General features: G+C 74.8%; 19 protein-coding genes. 9 read left to right on the plus strand and 10 right to left on the minus strand.

Annotation, left to right across the window (positions count from 1 at the left end):
- Nucleotides 1-25 precede the first annotated feature (25 nt).
- From BJY14_RS06310 to BJY14_RS06325, 4 genes are all read left to right on the plus strand, one after another.
- Nucleotides 26-1,960, plus strand: a complete 1,935-nt coding sequence (locus BJY14_RS06310; protein ID WP_179842747.1) for an ABC transporter ATP-binding protein — start codon at nucleotides 26-28, stop codon at nucleotides 1,958-1,960.
- Entirely contained in the window at nucleotides 1,957-3,777 is a 1,821-nt protein-coding gene (locus BJY14_RS06315) for an ABC transporter ATP-binding protein (RefSeq protein ID WP_179842748.1), read from the plus strand. Before BJY14_RS06310 ends, BJY14_RS06315 begins: the two co-directional genes overlap by 4 nt.
- A gap of 81 nt (nucleotides 3,778-3,858) precedes the next feature.
- Nucleotides 3,859-5,115, plus strand: a complete 1,257-nt coding sequence (locus BJY14_RS06320) for a hypothetical protein (RefSeq protein ID WP_312879023.1) — start codon at nucleotides 3,859-3,861, stop codon at nucleotides 5,113-5,115.
- A gap of 91 nt (nucleotides 5,116-5,206) precedes the next feature.
- Nucleotides 5,207-5,653 (plus strand): hypothetical protein, encoded by a 447-nt coding sequence (locus tag BJY14_RS06325; protein WP_246395821.1) that lies wholly within the window; start codon nucleotides 5,207-5,209, stop codon nucleotides 5,651-5,653.
- A gap of 7 nt (nucleotides 5,654-5,660) precedes the next feature.
- Here the strand turns inward: BJY14_RS06325 and BJY14_RS06330 are convergent, their stop codons facing one another.
- Nucleotides 5,661-6,338, minus strand: coding sequence for a phosphorylase family protein (locus BJY14_RS06330; RefSeq protein WP_218905149.1), 678 nt, complete (start codon nucleotides 6,336-6,338; stop codon nucleotides 5,661-5,663).
- A gap of 195 nt (nucleotides 6,339-6,533) precedes the next feature.
- Here BJY14_RS06330 and BJY14_RS06335 point away from each other — a divergent pair, with 195 nt between their 5' ends.
- The gene (locus BJY14_RS06335; protein ID WP_179842750.1) at nucleotides 6,534-6,875 is read left to right on the plus strand and encodes a hypothetical protein; all 342 of its coding nucleotides are present in this window, start codon (nucleotides 6,534-6,536) and stop codon (nucleotides 6,873-6,875) included.
- 19 nt (nucleotides 6,876-6,894) lie between these two features.
- Complete coding sequence (locus BJY14_RS06340; protein WP_179842751.1) at nucleotides 6,895-8,073, plus strand: winged helix DNA-binding domain-containing protein; 1,179 nt, start codon at nucleotides 6,895-6,897, stop codon at nucleotides 8,071-8,073.
- A 42-nt stretch (nucleotides 8,074-8,115) separates the two neighbouring features.
- Here BJY14_RS06340 and BJY14_RS06345 read toward each other — a convergent pair whose 3' ends face one another.
- Complete coding sequence (locus BJY14_RS06345; protein ID WP_179842752.1) at nucleotides 8,116-8,712, minus strand: hypothetical protein; 597 nt, start codon at nucleotides 8,710-8,712, stop codon at nucleotides 8,116-8,118.
- 167 nt (nucleotides 8,713-8,879) lie between these two features.
- Here BJY14_RS06345 and BJY14_RS06350 point away from each other — a divergent pair, with 167 nt between their 5' ends.
- From BJY14_RS06350 to BJY14_RS06360, 3 genes are all read left to right on the plus strand, one after another.
- Complete coding sequence (locus BJY14_RS06350; protein ID WP_218905151.1) at nucleotides 8,880-10,013, plus strand: acyl-CoA dehydrogenase family protein; 1,134 nt, start codon at nucleotides 8,880-8,882, stop codon at nucleotides 10,011-10,013.
- Entirely contained in the window at nucleotides 10,013-10,966 is a 954-nt protein-coding gene (locus BJY14_RS06355) for an acyl-CoA dehydrogenase family protein (protein WP_179842754.1), read from the plus strand. Before BJY14_RS06350 ends, BJY14_RS06355 begins: the two co-directional genes overlap by 1 nt.
- Nucleotides 10,967-11,030: 64 nt before the next feature.
- The gene (locus BJY14_RS06360) at nucleotides 11,031-12,758 is read left to right on the plus strand and encodes a CocE/NonD family hydrolase (protein ID WP_179842755.1); all 1,728 of its coding nucleotides are present in this window, start codon (nucleotides 11,031-11,033) and stop codon (nucleotides 12,756-12,758) included.
- An 18-nt stretch (nucleotides 12,759-12,776) separates the two neighbouring features.
- Here the strand turns inward: BJY14_RS06360 and BJY14_RS06365 are convergent, their stop codons facing one another.
- Genes BJY14_RS06365 through hisD form a run of 8 tightly spaced genes read right to left on the minus strand, consistent with a single transcriptional unit; the run spans nucleotide 12,777 to nucleotide 18,974 of the window.
- Nucleotides 12,777-13,625 carry an ATP-grasp domain-containing protein gene (locus BJY14_RS06365; RefSeq protein ID WP_179842756.1) on the minus strand — a complete coding sequence of 283 codons (849 nt, stop codon included), beginning with the start codon at nucleotides 13,623-13,625 and terminating at the stop codon, nucleotides 12,777-12,779.
- Nucleotides 13,626-13,641: 16 nt separating this feature from the next.
- On the minus strand, nucleotides 13,642-14,403 hold the full coding sequence (gene hisF / locus BJY14_RS06370) for an imidazole glycerol phosphate synthase subunit HisF (RefSeq protein ID WP_179842757.1): 762 nt from the start codon (nucleotides 14,401-14,403) through the stop codon (nucleotides 13,642-13,644).
- On the minus strand, nucleotides 14,400-15,119 hold the full coding sequence (gene priA / locus BJY14_RS06375; protein WP_179842758.1) for a bifunctional 1-(5-phosphoribosyl)-5-((5-phosphoribosylamino)methylideneamino)imidazole-4-carboxamide isomerase/phosphoribosylanthranilate isomerase PriA: 720 nt from the start codon (nucleotides 15,117-15,119) through the stop codon (nucleotides 14,400-14,402). The genes hisF and priA overlap by 4 nt, the downstream gene beginning before the upstream one ends.
- A gap of 34 nt (nucleotides 15,120-15,153) precedes the next feature.
- Nucleotides 15,154-15,789 carry an imidazole glycerol phosphate synthase subunit HisH gene (gene hisH / locus BJY14_RS06380; RefSeq protein WP_376769996.1) on the minus strand — a complete coding sequence of 212 codons (636 nt, stop codon included), beginning with the start codon at nucleotides 15,787-15,789 and terminating at the stop codon, nucleotides 15,154-15,156.
- A complete protein-coding gene (locus BJY14_RS06385; RefSeq protein ID WP_179842760.1) occupies nucleotides 15,786-15,956 on the minus strand; it encodes a CG2302 family histidine operon protein in 171 nt (56 codons plus the stop codon). The genes hisH and BJY14_RS06385 overlap by 4 nt, the downstream gene beginning before the upstream one ends.
- A gap of 2 nt (nucleotides 15,957-15,958) precedes the next feature.
- On the minus strand, nucleotides 15,959-16,552 hold the full coding sequence (gene hisB, locus BJY14_RS06390; RefSeq protein WP_179842761.1) for an imidazoleglycerol-phosphate dehydratase HisB: 594 nt from the start codon (nucleotides 16,550-16,552) through the stop codon (nucleotides 15,959-15,961).
- Nucleotides 16,549-17,670, minus strand: a complete 1,122-nt coding sequence (locus BJY14_RS06395) for a histidinol-phosphate transaminase (RefSeq protein WP_179842762.1) — start codon at nucleotides 17,668-17,670, stop codon at nucleotides 16,549-16,551. Before BJY14_RS06395 ends, hisB begins: the two co-directional genes overlap by 4 nt.
- On the minus strand, nucleotides 17,667-18,974 hold the full coding sequence (gene hisD / locus BJY14_RS06400) for a histidinol dehydrogenase (RefSeq protein WP_179842763.1): 1,308 nt from the start codon (nucleotides 18,972-18,974) through the stop codon (nucleotides 17,667-17,669). Before hisD ends, BJY14_RS06395 begins: the two co-directional genes overlap by 4 nt.
- Nucleotides 18,975-18,988: the final 14 nt, after the last annotated feature.

The following is an 18,988-nucleotide window of genomic DNA, read 5'->3' on the forward strand; positions in this document are numbered from 1 at the left end:
GGCCGGGAATAAGCGCCCCGGCTGGATGGTAGGGAATATCCGGCCCCACAAACCCCCCGCCGCGGCCGCAAGGGGGCATATTCCGGGGCGCCGCCGTCATCGAGGAGTCGCCGTGCCACCTGCGTCCAGACGCGTCAGCCCGCCCGTCCTGAGAGAGGGCTTGGGCGTCCTGTGGGTGGCGGTGAAGGCGGAGCCGCGGGTGTTCGCGCTGTCGGTGCTGGCGAGCGCCCTGTACGCGGCGATGACGGTGGGGACGGCGCAGGTGCTGGGCTGGGCGACCGGCCACGTGGTGCTGCCGGCGTTCGAGTCCGGGCACACGACCGCCGGGGCGCTGGCGGGGGCCGCCGCCCTGATCATGGCGGTGGCGCTGCTGAAGGCGCTCGGCGTCGCGGGCCGCCGGTTCTACGCGGGCCTGATGCAGTACCGGCTCCAGGCGTCCTACCGCCGCGCGGTGACCAGGCAGTACCTGCGGCTCCCGCTGGCCTGGCACCACCGGCACCCGACCGGGCAGCTGCTGTCGAACGCCAACGCCGACGTCGAGGCGGTGTGGGCGCCGATCGCGCCGCTGCCGATGGCGGTAGGCGTCGTGTTCATGCTGCTGATCGCCGCGGTGTCGATCCTGGTCACCGACGTGGTCGTGGCCGCGGTCGGGTTCCTGGTGTTCCCCGCCGTCGCCCTCATCAACGTGGTGTACCAGCGGCGGCTGTCGCCGGTGGCGACGCGGGCGCAGCAGCTGCGCGCGGAGGTCAGCGAGGTCGCGCACGAGAGCTTCGAGGGCGGCCTGGTGGTCAAGACCCTCGGCCGGGAGGCGGCGGAGACCGAGCGGTTCGGCGAGCGGGCGCGGGAGCTGCGGGACGCCAACATCGCGGTCGGCCGCATCCGGGGGCTGTTCGACCCGGTGCTGGAGGCGCTGCCGAACCTCGGGGTGCTGGCGGTCCTGCTGATCGGGTCGGTGCGGCTGGACTCGGGCGCGATGTCGCCGGGCGACCTGGTGAACGTCGCCTACCTGTTCACGCTGCTGTCGTGGCCGATCCGGGCGCTGGGCTGGGTGCTGGGCGAGGTGCCGCGCAGCGTCGTCGGATGGAAGCGGGTCCGCGGGGTTCTGGACGCGACGGGGTCGCTGCCGTTCGGGGACGGTTCGCTGGACGGGTCCGGCGGCGCGGCGACCGAGCTCCGGGTCCGGGAGGTCAGGTTCGCCTACGAGGCGGCCGGCGAGGGGACGCGGCGCCGCGTCCTGCACGACGTGTCGTTCGCGGCGGAGCCCGGCAGGACGATCGCGGTCGTCGGCCCGACGGGGTCGGGCAAGTCCACGCTCACCTCATTGCTCGTCCGGCTGGTCGACCCGGCGGACGGGTCCGTCCTGCTGGACGGCGTCGACCTGCGCGACGTGCGGCGCGGCGGGGTCGCGGCGACGGCGGCCCTGGTCCCGCAGCAGACGTTCCTGTTCGACGACACCGTGCGCGGCAACGTGACGCTCGGTCTCGACGTCCCCGACGAGCGGGTCTGGGAGGCGCTGAGGCTCGCCCAGGCGGAGGGGTTCGTCGCGGCCCTCGCCGACGGGCTCGACACGAAGGTGGGCGAGCGCGGGGCGACGCTGTCGGGCGGCCAGCGCCAGCGGCTGGCGCTGGCGCGGGCGCTGGTGCGGAGGCCCCGGCTGCTGGTCCTGGACGACGCGACGTCCAGCGTCGACCCGCAGGTCGAGGCGCGCATCCTGCAGAGCCTGCGGGAGTCGCAGGCGGAGGAGTCCGGGGGCGCGACCGTCGTGGTCGTCGCCTACCGCAAGGCCACGATCGCGCTCGCCGACGAGGTCGTCTACATGGAGCACGGCCGCGTGATCGCGCGCGGCACCCACGCGGAGCTGCTGGACGGCTCGGAGGGCTACCGCAACCTCGTCAACGCCTACGAGCGGGCCGAGGCGGAACAGGAAGCGGTCGAGGGCGGCGAGGAGGCCCTGGCATGACGACGGTGACCGACACGGCGGCATCGAAGCCGCGGAGCGCGCCGGGACTGAGCGACAGCGCGGCGGAGGGCGCGATCAGCACGCTGCGGCGCGGGCTGCGGCTGAGCCCGGAGTTCCGGGCCGGCCTGGCCGGAACGCTGGCGCTCGCGCTGGTGTCGACGGCCGGGCGGGTGGTGGTGCCCGTGGCCGTCCAGCAGACGATCGACAAGGGCCTCGGCCGTCCGGACGGCCCCGACCTGGCCTTCATCCAGACCGCGGTGCTGCTGTGCGCGGCGGCCGTCCTGGTGACGGCCGTGTGCGCCTACCTGATGAACGTGCGGCTGTACCGGACGTCCGAGGGCGGTCTGGCGACGCTGCGGGTGCGGGCGTTCCGGCACGTCCACGACCTGTCGATGCTCACCCAGAGCGGGGAGCGGCGGGGCTCGCTGGTGTCGCGGGTGACCGGCGACGTCGACCAGATCAGCCAGTTCATGCAGTCGGGCGGGCTGATGTTCATCGTGTCGATCGGGCAGCTGGTCGTGGCGAGCGTGCTGATGGTCGTCTACTCGTGGCCGCTGGCGCTGCTGGTGTGGGCGGCGTTCGTGCCGCTGGCGTTCGCGCTGCGCCGCTTCCAGCGGATCCTGTCGAGGGCGTACATGCGGGTGCGGGAGCGGATGGGCGACCTGCTGGCGGCGGTCAGCGAGTCGGTCGTGGGCGCCCCGGTGATCCGCGCCTACGCCTCGGAGGAGCGCACCGGCCGGCGGGTGGACGAGACGGTGGAGTCCTACCGGTCGGCGCAGACGCGGGCGCAGGCGATGGTGGCGCTCACGTTCCCGGTCAGCGAGCTGGTGGCGGCGCTCGCCACCGCCGCCGTCGTCATCGCCGGGACGCTGCTCGGCATCGCCGGGGAGCTGTCGGCCGGGCGGCTGGTGGCGTTCCTGTTCCTGGTCACGCTGTTCGTCAGCCCGATGCAGACGGCCACGGAGGTCCTGAACGACGCGCAGAACGCGATCGCGGGGTGGCGGCGGGTGCTCGGCGTGCTGGACACCGCCCCGGACGTCGCCGACCCGGGCGAGGCGGGCGAGACGCTGCCGCGCGGCCCCATCGATCTGCGGTTCGAGTCGGTGGGGTTCGCCTACCCGGGCGGGCCGCCCGTGCTGCACGACGTCAGCGTCGGCATCGCGCCGCGCAGCCGCGTCGCGATCGTCGGGCAGACCGGATCGGGCAAGACGACGTTCGCCAAGCTCCTCACCCGGCTCATGGACCCGGTGTCGGGCCGCGTGCTCGTGGACGGCGTGCCTCTGGACCGCGTCCGGTTCTCGTCGCTGCGCGAGCGGATCGTCATGGTGCCCCAGGACGGGTTCCTGTTCGACGCCTCGCTCGCCGACAACATCCGGTACGGGCGCCCGGACGCCTCCGACCAGGACCTCGTCCTCGCGCTGACCGAGCTTGGCCTCGCCGACTGGCTGGACGGCCTCCCCGAGGGGCTCGCGACACCGGTCGGGCAGCGGGGCGAGTCGCTGTCGGCGGGCGAGCGCCAGCTCGTCGCGCTGGCCCGCGCCTACATCGCCGACCCGGACCTGCTCGTGCTGGACGAGGCGACCTCCGCCGTGGACCCGGCCACGGAGGTGCGGATCCAGCGGGCGCTGGACGGCGTGACGCGGGGCCGCACGGCGATCTCGATCGCGCACCGGCTGTCCACGGCCGAGGCGGCGGACGAGGTGATCGTCTTCGAGGCGGGGCGGATCGTGCAGCGCGGCCCGCACGCGGAGCTCGTCGCCGAGCCGGGGGTGTACGCCGATCTGCACGCGTCCTGGATCGCCCAGCGGAGCCTGTGACGGGTTCCACGGGGCTACTTCCTGGGTAAACGCAAGCTAAAGCACTTGCCCGATATCTGGTCCAGTGCGCATTCTGCTGGGGTGAGCAACGAAGTCGTGTTGGAATCGGCGGCCACGCTGCACGGTCAACTGCAGCGTGGACTCGGGAGGGCCGCGCGCCGCGCGGCGGACAAGCCCGGCGCGGGCGAGTACGTGTACGCCTGCGTCCGGCGGGATCCGCGCTGGGATCGGCAGTGCGAGTCGCGGCGGCTGTACTACGCCCGGTTGATGGTGGATCTGGAGCTGCCGGTGGGGCCGGTGGCGGAGCATCTGTTCGCTCCGTCCGACCACACCGACCCCGACGAGTGGCGGGTGGACCTGGCGCTGGGCGTGCTGGCCGATCTGGTGCGGCTGAGCCGGCGGGAGGCCGCCGGGCCGCTGCGCCGGTACGCCGAGGAGGGCGCGCAGTGGTTCGACGCGGTCGCCGAGCTCATCGATCTTGAGGATCCCTCGCTGGCGGTCGGCCTGGACGCCCTGGTCGCCGCGCGGTGCGACGACGCGGACCTGGCGCTGCTGGTCCCGGGCCGGTACAACCCGGTGATCGAGGCGTGGGCGGCGCGGCAGCCGCGGGTGGCCGACGCCCTGGCGCGGCAGCGGGAGGCGGGCCGGGCGGCGCGCCGCGCGATGGTGCCCGCTCCAGGGAAGGACGCGCAGAGCGAGGCCGAGTTGCTGGATCTCGCGCGGCGCCGCGGGGAGGGCTCCATAGCGGCGATATTCGAGCTGGGCCGCCGCCGGACGCTGGCCCTGCTGGACCTCGCGGAGGAGCTGCTGCCCCAGCGGCCGAGCAGGTTCGGCGGCGCGGTGTGCCGGGCTCTGCGCGAGTACGGGCCGGAGACGCTGCCGCGGGCGCGGATGTGGGCGGCGCAGCGCGGCGGCTGCGCGGACATGGGGCTGCGCATCCTCGCCCGCTACGGCACCCGCCAGGACATCCCCCTGCTGATGGACGAGTTGAACGCCGCCGTCGCCCGGCGCGACTGGGCCGACGCCGCCAGCCCGATCGAGGGGCTGGGACGGCTGCGCGCGGGCGAGGCCGTCCCGCTGTTGAAGACCGCTTGGACCGAATCCACCTATGCCTATCTGAGACCCCGCATCCTGACCGCGTTGACGAGAACCGCCCCGCACACCGCCGAGTCCTACACCGTCGAGGGTCTGTGGGACTGCGAGGAGGGCGTCCGTGCCGAGGCCGCCCGGACCGCGCCCCTGACCGACGAGACGTCGCTGCGGCTACGCAGGCTCCACAACGACGACGCCGAGGACCCCGGCGTCCGCGCCGCCGCGGGCGCCCGCATGATGACCTGAGCCGCCGGTTTCCCGAACTGGATGAACCCCTCCGGGGCGGGGCGCGTATTCGTCTCTCGAATCGCGCGTCTCACCCCGGAGAGGAAGAGCGATGGGTTCCCGACACCATCTCGGCTTGTTGAGGCTCGGCTCGTGGAGGACGGTGCCGCTGTGCGCCGCCGCGCTGGCGATGCCGCTGGCGGCCGGCTGTTCCGCCGCGTCGGACGCGTCCGATGGCAAGGCCGCCCAGCCGGCCAGCCTGGCCGAGCTGGCGCAGCAGACCGACTGCTCCCTCACCGGGAAGCGCAAAGTGCAGGATCTGGAGCAGGGGAACTGCAAGACCGCGCGGGGACGCTACGTCCTGCTCAGCTTCACCTCCGACAACGGCATGAACGCCTGGTTGGAGGAGGCCAAGCCGTGGGGCGGGACGTATCTGGTCGGGGCGCGCTGGGTGGCGGTCAGCCAGCAGAAGACCCTGGAGTCGCTGCGCGAGGATCTCGGCGGGAAGATCGTCCAGGGTGACGACCACGGCCCGGAGCACGGTTCGGGGCACGGCTGAGCGGCGCTCAGGCCCGGCCGGCCGGGCTCCCCTCGCTCGTGCCCTCCTCGCCCCGCACGAGCAGGGCGCTCCAGCGCTCCAGGGCGGGGCCGAGGCGGGTCAGGACGCGCCGCCCCGCCAGCCCGCGGCGGACGATGCCCGGATGCCACAGCGCGTGCCGCGGCCCGTCGACGACCACCCGGACCGCCGCGACCGGCAGCGGTCCGGCGCGCTCGGCGACGAGCGCCGACTCCATGTCCGCGAGCCGCGCCCCCTGCGCCGCCAGCAGGCCGCGCTCGGCGCCCCGGACGACGCGGTCGGTGGTGACCAGCGGGCCGACCTGGACGCTCAGGCCGTCCCGGATCATCTCCTCGGCGAGCAGCCGCGGCGCCGCGCACGGCACCGCCTTCCCGCCCCCGCAGGCGGCGCGGATCTCGTCGGCGACGAGGACGTCGCCGGGCCTCAGCCGCTCGTCGAGCGCGCCGCCGAACCCGGCGACGACGAGGGCGGCGCAGGCGGCCGGCAGCCGGTCGGCGCGCCGCGCCCGGTAGCCGACGACCACGACCGGCGTCCGGGTGAGGCCGCGCCGGATCGCGCGCGCCTCCGTGCCGAGGGCGGCGCACACCACCGGGCCGAGCATCGGCGCGTCCTCGGCGTCGGACCAGAACCGCCCTCCGGCGGCGTCCGCCCCTTCGGTGAAGTCCACCCGCCCAGCGAAACACGAGGTCATCCCGAGATCCAGCGCCATCACCGCGCGGTGCGACATTCGCTCACCACCCAGGGCGAGGTCAGCTCACCGCGCAGGGCGACACCGGCTCGCCGCCAGGTGCCGGATCCGGGCGGCGCGGATCCGCCTCGCGGAGGGCGCGGACGGCCGCCCCGGCCGCCTAGACTCCCCGGCATGACCTCGACCTCCTTTCCCCTTCGGCGGAAGCTGGCCGTACTCCCGTTCGTCCTGCTGCCCCTCGGCGCCGCGGCCGCGTGCGGCGGCGAGAACAGCAAGACCTCCTGCGACGTCAACTCCTGCACGGTGACCTTCGACCGCGGTGTCGAAGCGAGCGCGTCCATCCTCGGAGTGAAGGCCGAGCTGGTGAGGGTGCAGGGCCAGATGGTCACCCTCAAGATCGGCGGGCAGACGGTGACGGTGCCGGCCGGGGACGGGCAGCAGGCCGAGGGCTTCGACGTCTCGGTGCAGTCCGTCACCCAGGACCAGGTGGTGGTGAAGATCTCCAACAACGGCTGACCGGGTCTACCATTCGCTCATGCGTTCGATGAACACGGCGGAGCGCCGGGCCCGGCTCGCGCTCCGCCACCGGCTCTGCCCTCCGGCCCGGACCGACGACGTCCTCGACGTCGTCCGGTCCATGGTGGTGCTGCACGCGACCGACCCGGCGACCGTCCACCTGTCGGTCGCGGCCCGCAGCGTCCACGCCGTCCCGGCGGCGGTGGAGAAGGCCCTGTACGACGACCGCACGCTGCTGCGGATGCTCGCGATGCGCCGGACGATGTTCGTCGCGCCGACCGAGCTGGTCCCGGTGCTGCAGGCGTCCACCGCGAACGGGCTGGCGGCCAAGCAGCGCGCCAGGTACACCAAGATGATCGAGCGCGGCGGCGACGTCACCGACGCGCCGGCCCTGTTCGCCCGGGCCGAGGAGGCCGCGCACGAGGCGCTGCTGGCACGCGGCATGGCGACGGGGGCCCAGCTCAGCGCCGACGTGCCCCTGCTGCGGACCCAGGTCGAGATGGCGCCCGGCAAGTCCTACTCGCGGGTCACGGGCATCACCACCTGGATCCTGGTCACGCTCGGCTGCGAGGGCCGCATCGTGCGCGGGCGGCCGAACGGGTCGTGGACGAGCAGCCAGTACGTGTGGTCGCCCGTCGAGACGTGGCTGCCCGGCGGCATCGAGCCGCTCCCGGCCGGCGAGGCCCGCGCCGGCCTCGTCCGCCGCTGGCTGCGCGCGTTCGGGCCGGCGCCGGTCACCGACCTGAAGTGGTGGACGGGCTGGAGCGCCGGCGACGTCGGGAAGGCCCTCGCGCTCCTGGACGTCACCGAGGTCGACCTCGGCGGCGGCGCCACCGGCCTCGTCCTGTCCGACGATCTGGAGCCGACGCCCGCGCCGGAGCCGTGGGCTGCGCTGCTGCCCGCGCTCGACCCGACCCCGATGGGCTGGCAGGAGCGGGGCTGGTTCCTCGGCCCCCACGGCCCGCTGCTGTTCGACCGCAACGGCAACGCCGGGCCGTCGGTCTGGTGGGACGGCCGCGTCGTCGGCGGGTGGGCGCAGCGCAGGGACGGCGAGATCGTCTTCCGCCTCCTGGAGGACGTCGGCGCCGACGCGGAGGCCGCCGTCGAGCGGGAGGCGGCGCGCATGGCGGCGTGGTACGGCGACGTCCGCGCGATCCCCCGGTTCCGCACCCCGCTGGAGCGCGAGCTGACGGCATGAGCCGGGGCCCGCTCCCGGCGGGCCCGATGCGGGCTCAGGCCGTCAGAAGTGGGGGCCCGCGATCGTCACGGCGCGGCGCCGGGCTCCGCTGCGCCTGAGGATCGTCACGATGAACGCGACGGCGGCGAGGCCGCCGAGGCCGAGCGCGGCCAGCAGGGCCAGGCCGAGGTAGCCGTCGGCGGTGTCGTCGGGCGTCACCAGGATCGGCCCGTCGGCGCCCCGGCATGTCAGCCGGGCCTCGCCCGACACCGGCGCCCTGAACGTGGCGGTGTAGCGGTAGGACGCGTGGTCGGAGGCGCTCCAGGAGTTCTTCCGCGTGAGCTGGACGGGCCCGGACCGCTCCCCCGCCTCGACGCGGCACGCGTACGGGGACGGGCCGCCCTCCCGGACGTAGACGAAGTAGCCGTAGCCCTCCGTGAGGCGGACGGTCACCCCGGCCGCCGGGTCGCCCGCGGCCGACGGGCCTCCGGCGACCTCCGAGTCGTCCCACAGGAGCGCGAGCAGCGTGAGGAACCCGATGGCGGCGACCAGGACCAGGACGACCGGCAGCGCGTACCATCCGGCGCTCGGGCTGATGCGCTGCGGCTGCGGCGTCCAGCCCGGTCCCGGCCGGCCGGGTTCCACGGGCGGCGGTCCCATCGGTGGGTTGGACCCGGGCCACATGTCTTCTCCCCCTGCGGAACGCCTGTGCCGGACGACAACGATCCCAGACAACGCTCCGCCCCGCCAGGCGGCCTCCGGTAAGGGGCCGCTGACCGAAAGATTGGGGCATGTCTGTAACGTCCCCTTGGACAGAGGAGGTGCGTGTGGCGGCACTGCCCGGCCTGACCCCCGGCACGCTCCCGCCCGGGACCGCCGAGCTGCGGGCCCGGGTGCGGGAGTTCCTGGCCGGGACACCCTTCACGGCCCGCTGCGACAGCTGGCTCACCGGCGCCGACCCCGCCTTCAGCCGCCTGCTGGGCGAGCGCGGCTGGCTGGGCATGACGCTCCCCGAACGCTACGGCGGGCACGGGCGCTCACCGCTGGAACGGTTCGTGGTGGTCGAGGAGCTGCTGGCCGCCGGGGCCCCGGTCGGCGCGCACTGGATCGCCGACCGGCAGACCGGGCCGTCCATCCTGGCCCATGGCACCGAGGAGCAGAAGGCGCGGTTCCTGCCCGCGATCGCGCGCGGCGAGTGCTTCTTCGCGATCGGGATGAGCGAGCCCGACTCCGGCTCCGACCTGGCCTCGGTGCGGACCCGCGCCGAACGCGACGGCGGAGGGTGGCGGCTGCACGGCGCCAAGGTGTGGACAAGCGGCGCCCACCTCGCGCACGCGATCCTCGTCCTGGCCCGCAGCGCGCCGCGCTCGCAGGACCGGCACGCGGGCCTCAGCCAGTTCATCGTGCCCCTGCCGGACGACCGCGTGACGGTCAGGCCGATCCGGGGACTGTCCGGCGAGCACCACTTCAACGAGGTCGTGCTCGACGGCGTGTTCGTGCCGGACGCGCTCGTCCTCGGCCGGGCCGGGGACGGGTGGCGGCAGGTCACGGCCGAGCTGGCCCACGAGCGCAGCGGCCCCGAACGGCTGCTCAGCACGTTCATGCTCATCCGGCTCCTGCACGGCCGCGCCGAGGGTCCGGCGGCCCGCCGGGCCCTCGGCGGGCTCATCGCACGACTGTGGGCGCTGCGGCAGGCGTCGCTCGGGGTCGCGGGCGCGCTCGCCCGGGGCGAGACGCCCGAACTGGCCGCGGCCCTCGTCAAGGATCTCGGGACGCGGTTCGAGCGCGAGGTCATCGAGGTGGCGCGCGAGCACGCGGGCGTGGAACCCGACCCCGGCTCCGCCGACCCGCTGGCCCGCGCGCTGGCGGAGTCGGTCGTCCAGGCGCCCGGGTTCACGCTGCGGGGCGGCACCAACGAGATCCTGCGCGGCATCGTCGCCCGCGGTCTGGGAGTGCGCTGATGGGGCTTCTGGAAGACACCGCGAACGAGATCCTGGCCGGCGAGGACCCGTGGCGGGCGCTGGAGGATTCCGGTCTGACGCTGGCCGGAGTGCCGGAGGAGGCGGGCGGCAGTGGCGGGGACCTCGCCGACGCCGCCACCCTCCTGTGCGCGGCCGGATACCACGCCGCCGGCGTGCCGCTGGCGGAGACCCTGCTGGCCGGGCGGCTGCTCGCCGATGCCGGGCTGCGGGCCGCTCCGGGCCCTCTCACCGTCATGTCCGGCGCGGTCGAGGCGGCGGAGAGCCGCGGCGTCCCCGTCCTGAGCGGGACGTTCCGCCGGGTCCCCTGGGCGCGCTCGGCACGGTCCCTGGTCGTCCTCGGCGACGGGATCGCCGCCGTCGTCGATCCGGCGCGGGCGCGGATCGCCGAGGGCGCGAACGTGGCGGGCGAGCCGCGCGACGACGTCGTCCTGTCCGGCGTCCCGGCGGAGCGGGCGGCGCCGTGCGCGGTGGACGCGGCCGAGCTGCGGCGGCGCGCCGCGCTGGCGCGGGCCGTCCAGCTGACGGGGGCGATGTCGCGGGCACTGGAGCTGTCCGTCCGGTACGCGGGCGAGCGGGAGCAGTTCGGGCGGCCGATCGGGCGGTTCCAGGCCGTCCAGCAGATGCTGGCGGAGCTGGCCGGGGAGGCGACGGTCGCGGACGTCGCGGTGCGCGCCGCCGTCCGCACCCCCGGCGACCCGGTCGCGGTGGCGGCCGCCAAGGCGAACGCGTCGCGGGCCGCGGGCGCGGTCGCCGCGATCGCCCACCAGGTGCACGGCGCGCTCGGCGTCACCGAGGAGCACCCCCTGCGCCGGGTCACCCTGCGGCTGTGGTCGTGGCGGGACGAGTACGGCGACGAGACCGCCTGGGCCGACGACCTCGGCGCCGTGCTCGCCGCCGCGCCCGACCCGTGGGCGCTCGTCACCGGCACCTGAACGCGCCGCCGTCGGAGCGGGTCGGTAATCTCGCTAGGAGTAGCCGACCGCGTTCGGAGACAGCATGGCGCCCTGGGACCGACTGCCCGTGCCGCCGATCAGGCTGCCCCGGCCGAAAGGCCTGCCATGGCCGGCGGGGCTGCCGCGGCCGCGAGGCCTGGCCCCCTACACCGTCGAGCGCGACCTGCCGGTGACCATGCCGGACGGGGTCGTCCTCCTCGCCGACCGGTACGTCCCGGCCGGTGTCGAGCGGCCCCCGACCATCCTCGTCCGCACCCCCTACGGGCGGCGCGGCCCCGCTGCCCTCGCCAACGGCCTGCTGTTCGTCCCGTTCGGCTTCCAGCTGGTCGTGCAGAGCGCCCGCGGGACCTCCGGGTCCGGCGGCGAGTTCGACCCCCTCGGAAGCGAGCGCGCCGACGGGCTCGCGACCGTCGAGTGGCTGAAGCGGCAGCCCTGGTTCCACGGCTCGTTCGCCACGTTCGGGCCGAGCTACCTCGGCTACGCGGCCTGGGCGATCGCCGCCGAGGCCGGGCCCGAGCTGAAGGCGATGTCCCTGCAGATCACCGCGTCCACGTTCCGGGACGCCGCCTACGTGGGCGGATCGTTCGCCCTGGAGTCCACGCTCACCTGGACCGACCTCACGCACCGGCAGCAGCGGCGGCTCGGCATGCTGACCGCGCCCCTGACGTCGCGGCGCCGCGTCCAGCGCGCCGCCCGCTCCGGCCGCCCGCTGGCCGAGCTGGACGTGGTGGCGGGCGGCGAGCCCATGCGCTTCTACCAGGACCTGCTCGCCGGCCACGGGACCGCCGACGGCTACTGGGACACCCGCGACTTCAGCGGCACCGTCGGCGAGGTCGCCGCGCCCGCCACCCTCCTCGGCGGCTGGTACGACATCTTCCTGCCCTGGATGATCAAGGACTATCTGGCGCTGCGCGCCGCCGGGCGCGTCCCGTACCTGACGATCGGCCCCTGGTGGCACACCGACGCGCGCCACGGCCTGCCGGCGATCCGCGAGTCGCTCGCCTGGTTCCGCGCCCACCTGCAGGGCGACCCGTCCGGGCTGCGGCGCGACCCCGTCCGCGTCTACGTCACCGGCGCCCGCGAGTGGCGGCACTACCGCGACTGGCCCCCGCCGGGCACGCGGTGGACGCGCTGGCACCTGCACGCCGGCGGCGGCCTCGGCGAGGACGGCCCGCGCGGCGCCGCGCCCAGCGCCTACCGCTTCGACCCCGCCCGCCCGACGCCGGCCCTCGGCGGCCCCACCCTGCTCGGCAGCTCCCGCCCCGTCGACAACCGCCCCCTGGAGCGGCGGCCGGACGTGCTGGTGTTCACCTCCTCGCCCCTCGGCGCCGACCTGGACGTGATCGGCCCGGTCGAGGCCGACCTGTTCGTCCGCTCCGACCGCGAGCACACCGACTTCGTCGTCCGGCTCTGCGACGTCTCCCCGGACGGGACGTCCCGCAACGTCTGCGAGGGCGGCCTGCGCCTGCCCGCTGCCGCGGCGAGACCCGTCGGGACCGGTGGGGTGTTCCGCCTCGCCGTCGACCTGTGGCCCACGGGTCACCGCTTCCAGCGCGGGCACCGCGTCCGGGTCCACGTCACCAGCGGCGCGCACCCCAAGGTCGCCGCCAACCCCGGCACCGGCGAGCCCCTCGCCACCGCGGCGACGAGGATGGTCACCGCCCGGCAGCAGGTCCTCCACGACCCCGACCACCCGTCCGCGATCATCCTCCCGGTCTCGGCGCGCTCCCCCGAGACCGCGGCTCCGGCCCCGGACGAGGACGCGCCCTGACCGCGGCCGGGAGACGGCTCAGCGCAGCCGGGAGATGATCGCCTTCGCCAGTCTCCCGGCGCTGCCGGGGGCGTGGTGGAGGTAGAGGGCGGGTTCGGTCAGTTCGAGCTCGATGAGCATCGGGGCGCCGTCCGGGCCGGGGATCATGTCGACGCGGGCGTAGAGGAGATCGTCGCCGTGCGGGACGGCGGCCAGGGCGCGGCGGGCGACCTCCAGCTCGCCGTCGGTCGCCGTGGACGCGGTGACCTGGCCGCGCGCCGGGTCGTCCCGGACGTGGCCCTGGACGCCCGCACCGGCGGTGAGGATCTGCGCCTTCCGGCAGGCGTGGCTGAACTCTCCGTCGCAGAAGATCAGCGCCGTCTCCCCGACCGTGTCGACCGCCGGCAGGTACGGCTGGACCATCACCGTCCGGCCCGCCTCGCGCAGCGAGCGCAGGTGCGCGCGGGCCGCGTCCTCCTCGCCGGGACCCCAGCGGGCGGTGTCGCCCGCGCCGATCGACACGGCCGGCTTGATGACGTACTCGGGCCAGTCGGAGGGGACGTCGTCGGGGTCCCACCGGGTCGGGACGACGGGGACCCCCGCGCCGGCGAGCTCGCGCAGGTAGCGCTTGTCGGTGTTCCACCGCACGACCTCGGCGGGGTTGAGGACGCGGGGCAGGCTCCGCGCCCATGCCGTGAACTCGTCCCGCCGGGCGGTGTAGTCCCAGGTGGAGCGGATGACGACCAGGTCGTAGCGGGTCCAGTCGATGCCGGCGTCCCAGATGACGGGCTCGGCGCCGGCGCCCTCGGCGGCCAGGGCGCCGATCAGGTCCTGGACGTCGTCGCTTCCGTCGGGCAGCAGGGAGCAGGTCGCGAGAGCGATGGTCATGCGGGGGGTTTCCTCTTCAGCGAACGGGGTTGCCGGCGGCGCGCAGCGCGTCCTTGACGTCGGAGATCTTCAGCTCCCCGAAGTGGAAGACGCTGGCGGCCAGGACGGCGTCCGCGCCCGCCGCCACGGCGGGCGCGAAGTGCTCGACGGCGCCCGCGCCGCCGCTGGCGATCACCGGGACGGTGACGGCCTCCCGGACGCGGCGCAGCATCTCCAGGTCGAAGCCGGCCTTGGTGCCGTCGGCGTCCATCGAGTTCAGCAGGATCTCGCCGACGCCGAGCTCCGCGCCGCGGCGGGCCCACTCGACGGCGTCGATGCCGGTGCCCTTGCGGCCGCCGTGCGTGGTGACCTCGAAGCCGGACGGCGTCCCCCCGGCGCGCCGGGCGTCCACCGACAGCACGACGCACTGCGACCCGAACCGGTGCGCGGCCTCCCGCAGGAACTCCGGCCGCGCGATCGCCGCGGTGTTGATCGAGACCTTGTCGGCGCCCTCGCGCAGCAGCCGGTCGACGTCGTCGACCGTGCGGATGCCGCCGCCGACGGTCAGCGGGATGAACACCTGCTCGGCGGTGCGCCGCACCACGTCGTAGGTCGTGGAGCGGTCGGCGCTGGAGGCGGTGATGTCCAGGAACGTCAGCTCGTCGGCGCCCTCGGCGTCGTAGCGGCGGGCCAGCTCCACGGGGTCGCCCGCGTCCCGCAGGTTCTGGAAGTTGACGCCCTTGACCACGCGCCCGGCGTCGACGTCCAGGCACGGGATCACCCGCACGGCGACGCTCACTTCACGGCCTCCAGGGCCTCTTCCAGCGTGAACGCCCCCGCGTAGAGGGCCTTGCCGACGATCGCGCCCTCGACGCCGTCGGGGACGAGCCCGGCCAGCTGCCGCAGGTCGTCCAGCGACGAGACGCCGCCGGAGGCGACGACGGGCTTGTCCGTCCGGGTGCAGACCTCGCGCAGCAGCTCGGTGTTGGGGCCGCGCAGCGTCCCGTCCTTGGTGACGTCGGTGACCACGTACCGGGGGCAGCCGTCGTCCTCCAGCCGCGCGAGGACCTCCCACAGGTCGCCGCCCTCGCGCGTCCACCCGCGCGCGGCCAGCGTCGTGCCCCGCACGTCCAGCCCCACCGCGATCCGGTCGCCGTGCGAAGCGATGATCTTGCGGCACCAGGCGGGGTCCTCCAGCGCGGCGGTGCCGATGTTGACCCGGGCGCACCCGGTGGCGAGGGCCGCCTCCAGCGACGCGTCGTCGCGGATGCCGCCCGACAGCTCCACCTTCACGTCCAGCTTCCCGGTCACCTCGGCGAGCAGCTCCCGGTTGGAGCCGCGCCCGAACGCCGCGTCCAGGTCCACCAGATGGATCCACTCCGCCCCCGCCTTCTGCCAGGCGAGCGCCGCCTCCAGCGGAGCGCCGTAGGAGGTCTCGGTGCCGGCCTCGCCCTGCACCAGCCGGACGGCCCGGCCGTCGGCGACGTCAACGGCGGGAAGGAGCGTCAAAGTCATGCGGAAACCCTATCGATGCAGATGGGACGGGGGCCTAGGCCAGGGTGGCGAGCCAGTTGCGCAGGAGCCGGGCGCCGGCGTCGCCGGACTTCTCCGGATGGAACTGGGTGGCGCACAGGGGGCCGTTCTCGACCGCGGCGACGAAGCGGTCGCCGTGCTCGGACCAGGTGACCAGCGGCGCCGGGATGGTGCCGGTCGGGTCGGACTCCAGGTCCCAGCTGCGGGCGGCGTAGGAGTGGACGAAGTAGAAGCGCTCGTCGCGCAGGCCCTCGAAGAGCGCGGAGCCTTCGGGGACGTCCACGGTGTTCCAGCCCATGTGCGGGACGACCGGGGCGTTCAGGCGGTCGACCGTGCCCGGCCACTCGTCGCAGCCCTGGGTGGTGACGCCGTGCTCGATGCCCTTGGAGAACAGGATCTGCATGCCGACGCAGATGCCGAGGACGGGGCGGCCGCCCGCCAGGCGGCGGCCGATGATCTGGTCGCCGCGCACCGAGCGCAGGCCCGCCATGCAGGCGGCGAACGCGCCGACGCCCGGGACGACCAGGCCGTCGGCGCCGAGCGCGGCGTCCCGGTCGGCGGTGACGGTCACCTCCGCGCCGGCGCGGGCGACGGCGCGCTCGGCGGAGCGCAGGTTCCCCGAGCCGTAGTCCAGGATGACGATCTTCTTCACGACCACATCACTCCACCGGCGACCGCGAACCCGGCGAGCACCAGCAGGAGCAGCGCGGCGATCTTGAGGCCCTGCTTGACGAAGCTGTACACGCCCGCCAGCAGGAACACGGCCACCGCGAAGATCGCCACGGTGCCGTAGGTGAGGTGCAGGCCCCCGACGTCCACGGCTACAGGGCCCCCTTGGTGGAGGGGATGCCGTGCACCTTCGGGTCGAACGCCACGGCGTCGCGCAGCGCGCGGGCGAGGGCCTTGAACTGCGCCTCGACGATGTGGTGGGCGTTGCGGCCGTAGGGGACGTGGACGTGCAGCGCGACCCGCGCGTTCGACACGAACGACTCGAAGACGTGCCGGGTCATCGTGGTGTCGTACTCGGGACCGATCATCGGCGCCATGCCGTCCGGCTCCACGTGCACCAGGTAGGGGCGCCCGGAGACGTCCACGGTGACCTGGGCGAGGGCCTCGTCGAGCGGGATGGAGGCGTCGGCGAAGCGCCGGATGCCGGACTTGTCGCCGAGCGCCTCGCGGAACGCCGCGCCGAGCGCGATCGCGGTGTCCTCGATGGTGTGGTGGCTGTCGATGTGCAGGTCGCCGGTGGTCTTGACGGTCAGGTCGAACGACCCGTGCTTGCCGAGCTGCGCCAGCATGTGGTCGAAGAACCCCACGCCGGTCGCGACGTCGACCCGCCCGGTGCCGTCGAGGTCGATCTCGACGAGGACCTGGGTCTCCCCGGTCCCGCGCTCGACTCGTCCCTTGCGCGTCACGGACTCTCCTCACTGTTCTCGGTGCCCGCTCCGCGCGCCTCGCGGAGCGCGGTGCGAAAGGCGGCCATCTCCGCGGGGGTGCCGACGCTGACCCGCAGCCACTCGGGCGGGCCCACCTCACGGATCAGCACGCCGCGTCCGAGCAGGTCCTCCCAGACGCGGCGGCGGTCGGGGAACGTCCCGAACAGGACGAAGTTGGCGTCGGAGTCGGCGACCCGCAGCCCCTCGGCGCGCAGCCACGCCACGAGGTCGTCGCGCTCGCGGCGCAGCGCCTCGACGCCGCCGAGCAGCTCCTCGCCGTGGGCGAGGGCGGTGCGCGCGACGGCCTGGGTGACGGCCGACAGGTGGTAGGGCAGCCGGACGAGCAGCAGCGCGTCGATCACGGCGGGGTCGGCGGCCAGGTAGCCGAGCCGGGCCCCGGCCATCGCGAACGCCTTGGACATCGTCCGGGTGACGATCAGCCGCGGGTGGCCGTCCAGCAGCGTCAGCGCCGACGGGGTGCCCGCCCGGCGGAACTCGGCGTAGGCCTCGTCGACGACGACCATGCCGGGCGCGGCGGCGAGGACGGCCTCGATCGCGTCGAGCGGCAGCGCCGTGCCGGTCGGGTTGTTGGGCGAGGTCAGGAACACCACGTCGGGCCGGTGCTCCACGACGGCCGCGACGGCCCGCTCGGGTTCGAGGCCGAAGTCCTCGTCACGGAAGGCGTTGACCCAGCGGGTCCCCGACACCCCGGTGATGATCGGGTGCATCGAGTAGGACGGCTCGAAGCCGAGCGCGGTGCGGCCCGCGCCGCCGAACGCCTGCAGGATCTGCTGGATGATCTCGTTGGAGCCGTTCGCGGCCCACACCCGGGCCGTGGTGAGGCCGGCGCCGGGCGTGTCGGCGTTCAGGAACGCGGCGAGGTCCCCGCGGAGCGCGACCGCGTCCCTGTCGGGGTACCGATTCAGCGACCCGGCGACGTCCATGACGGCCTCGCCGAGGGCCTTCACGAGCCGCTCGGACGGCGGGTAGGGGTTCTCGTTGGTGTTGAGCGCGTACGGGACGTCCAGCTGGGGCGCGCCGTAGGGCTCCCTGCCGCGCAGGTCGTCCCGCAGCGGCAGGTCGTTGAGCGAGGTCACGAAGGGATCTCCCAGTCGAAGCGGGCCTTGAGGGCGGCGCCGTGGGCGGGCAGGTCCTCGGCCTCGGCGAGCGCGACGACGCGCGCGGTGGCGTCGGCGAGGGCGTCGCGGTCGTACTCGACGACGTGCACGCCGCGCAGGAACGACTGGACCGACAGCCCCGAGGAGTGGCAGGCGCACCCGCCGGTCGGCAGGACGTGGTTGGACCCCGCCAGGTAGTCGCCGAGCGACACCGGCGCGTACCGGCCCACGAAGACCGCCCCGGCGTTGCGGACGCGCGCGGCGACCGCGGCGGCGTCGGCGGTCTGGATCTCCAGGTGCTCGGCTGCGTAGGCGTCCACGACCTTCAGGCCGTCGTCGACGCCGTCGACCAGGACGATGCCGGACTGCCGCCCGGCCAGCGCCTCGGTGACCCGCTCGACGTGCCAGGTCCGGGCGACCTGCGCCTTCAGCTCGGCCTCGACCTCGTCGGCGAGCCGCGCCGAGTCGGTGACCAGGACTGAGGCGGCGAGCGTGTCGTGCTCGGCCTGGCTGATCAGGTCGGCGGCGACCTCCACCGGGTCGGCGGTGCCGTCGGCGAGGATCGCGATCTCCGTCGGGCCGGCCTCGGCGTCGATGCCGATCACGCCCTTGAGCAGCCGCTTCGCGGCGGCGACGTAGACGTTGCCGGGGCCGGTCACGAGGTCGGCGCGGGGGCACTCGTCGGTGCCGTAGGCGAACATCGCGACGGCCTGCGCGCCGCCCGCGGCGTACACCTCGTCGACGCCGAGCAGCGCGCACGCGGCGAGGATCGAGGGGTGCGGCAGGCCGCCGAAGTCCTTCTGCGCGGGCGAGGTGACGGCGAGGGAGCCGACGCCCGCCTCCTGCGCGGGGACGACGTTCATGACAACGCTGGACGGGTAGACGGCGCGGCCGCCCGGCACGTACAGGCCCACGCGGCCGACCGGGATCCACCGCTCGGTGACGGTGCCGCCGGGCACGACCTGCGTGGTGACGTCGGTGCGGCGCTGGACTCGGTGCACGGCCCGGGCGCGGCGGATGCTCTCCTCCAGCGCGTCCCGGACGGCCGGGTCGAGCTCGGCGAGCGCGCGGTGCACGGTCTCGACCGGGACCCGGACGCGCTCCAGCTCGACCCCGTCGAACCGGGCGGTGTACTCCCGTACCGCCGCCGAGCCGCGATGGCGCACGTCCTCGCAGATGGGCCGCACCTTGTCCAGGGCGGCCTCGACGTCGAGTTCGGCGCGGGGCAGCACGGAGCGCAGATCGCCGGGCAGCGAGCCGCGCAGGTCGATACGGGAAATCACCCGTCCAGTCTACG

This window comes from Actinomadura luteofluorescens, assembly GCF_013409365.1.
Classification (GTDB): domain Bacteria; phylum Actinomycetota; class Actinomycetes; order Streptosporangiales; family Streptosporangiaceae; genus Spirillospora; species Spirillospora luteofluorescens.

Excerpts from the sequence above, each read along its gene's own strand:
- priA (WP_179842758.1), bottom strand. The coding sequence starts at position 15,119 with ATGACTTTGACGCTCCTTCCCGCCGTTGACGTCGCCGACGGCCGGGCC.
- BJY14_RS06355 (WP_179842754.1), top strand. The coding sequence starts at position 10,013 with ATGGGGCTTCTGGAAGACACCGCGAACGAGATCCTGGCCGGCGAGGAC.
- BJY14_RS06340 (WP_179842751.1), top strand. The coding sequence starts at position 6,895 with ATGCGTTCGATGAACACGGCGGAGCGCCGGGCCCGGCTCGCGCTCCGC.
- BJY14_RS06360 (WP_179842755.1), top strand. The coding sequence starts at position 11,031 with ATGGCGCCCTGGGACCGACTGCCCGTGCCGCCGATCAGGCTGCCCCGG.
- BJY14_RS06365 (WP_179842756.1), bottom strand. The coding sequence starts at position 13,625 with ATGACCATCGCTCTCGCGACCTGCTCCCTGCTGCCCGACGGAAGCGAC.
- BJY14_RS06345 (WP_179842752.1), bottom strand. The coding sequence starts at position 8,712 with ATGGGACCGCCGCCCGTGGAACCCGGCCGGCCGGGACCGGGCTGGACG.
- BJY14_RS06335 (WP_179842750.1), top strand. The coding sequence starts at position 6,534 with ATGACCTCGACCTCCTTTCCCCTTCGGCGGAAGCTGGCCGTACTCCCG.
- BJY14_RS06310 (WP_179842747.1), top strand. The coding sequence starts at position 26 with ATGGTAGGGAATATCCGGCCCCACAAACCCCCCGCCGCGGCCGCAAGG.
- BJY14_RS06315 (WP_179842748.1), top strand. The coding sequence starts at position 1,957 with ATGACGACGGTGACCGACACGGCGGCATCGAAGCCGCGGAGCGCGCCG.
- BJY14_RS06325 (WP_246395821.1), top strand. The coding sequence starts at position 5,207 with ATGGGTTCCCGACACCATCTCGGCTTGTTGAGGCTCGGCTCGTGGAGG.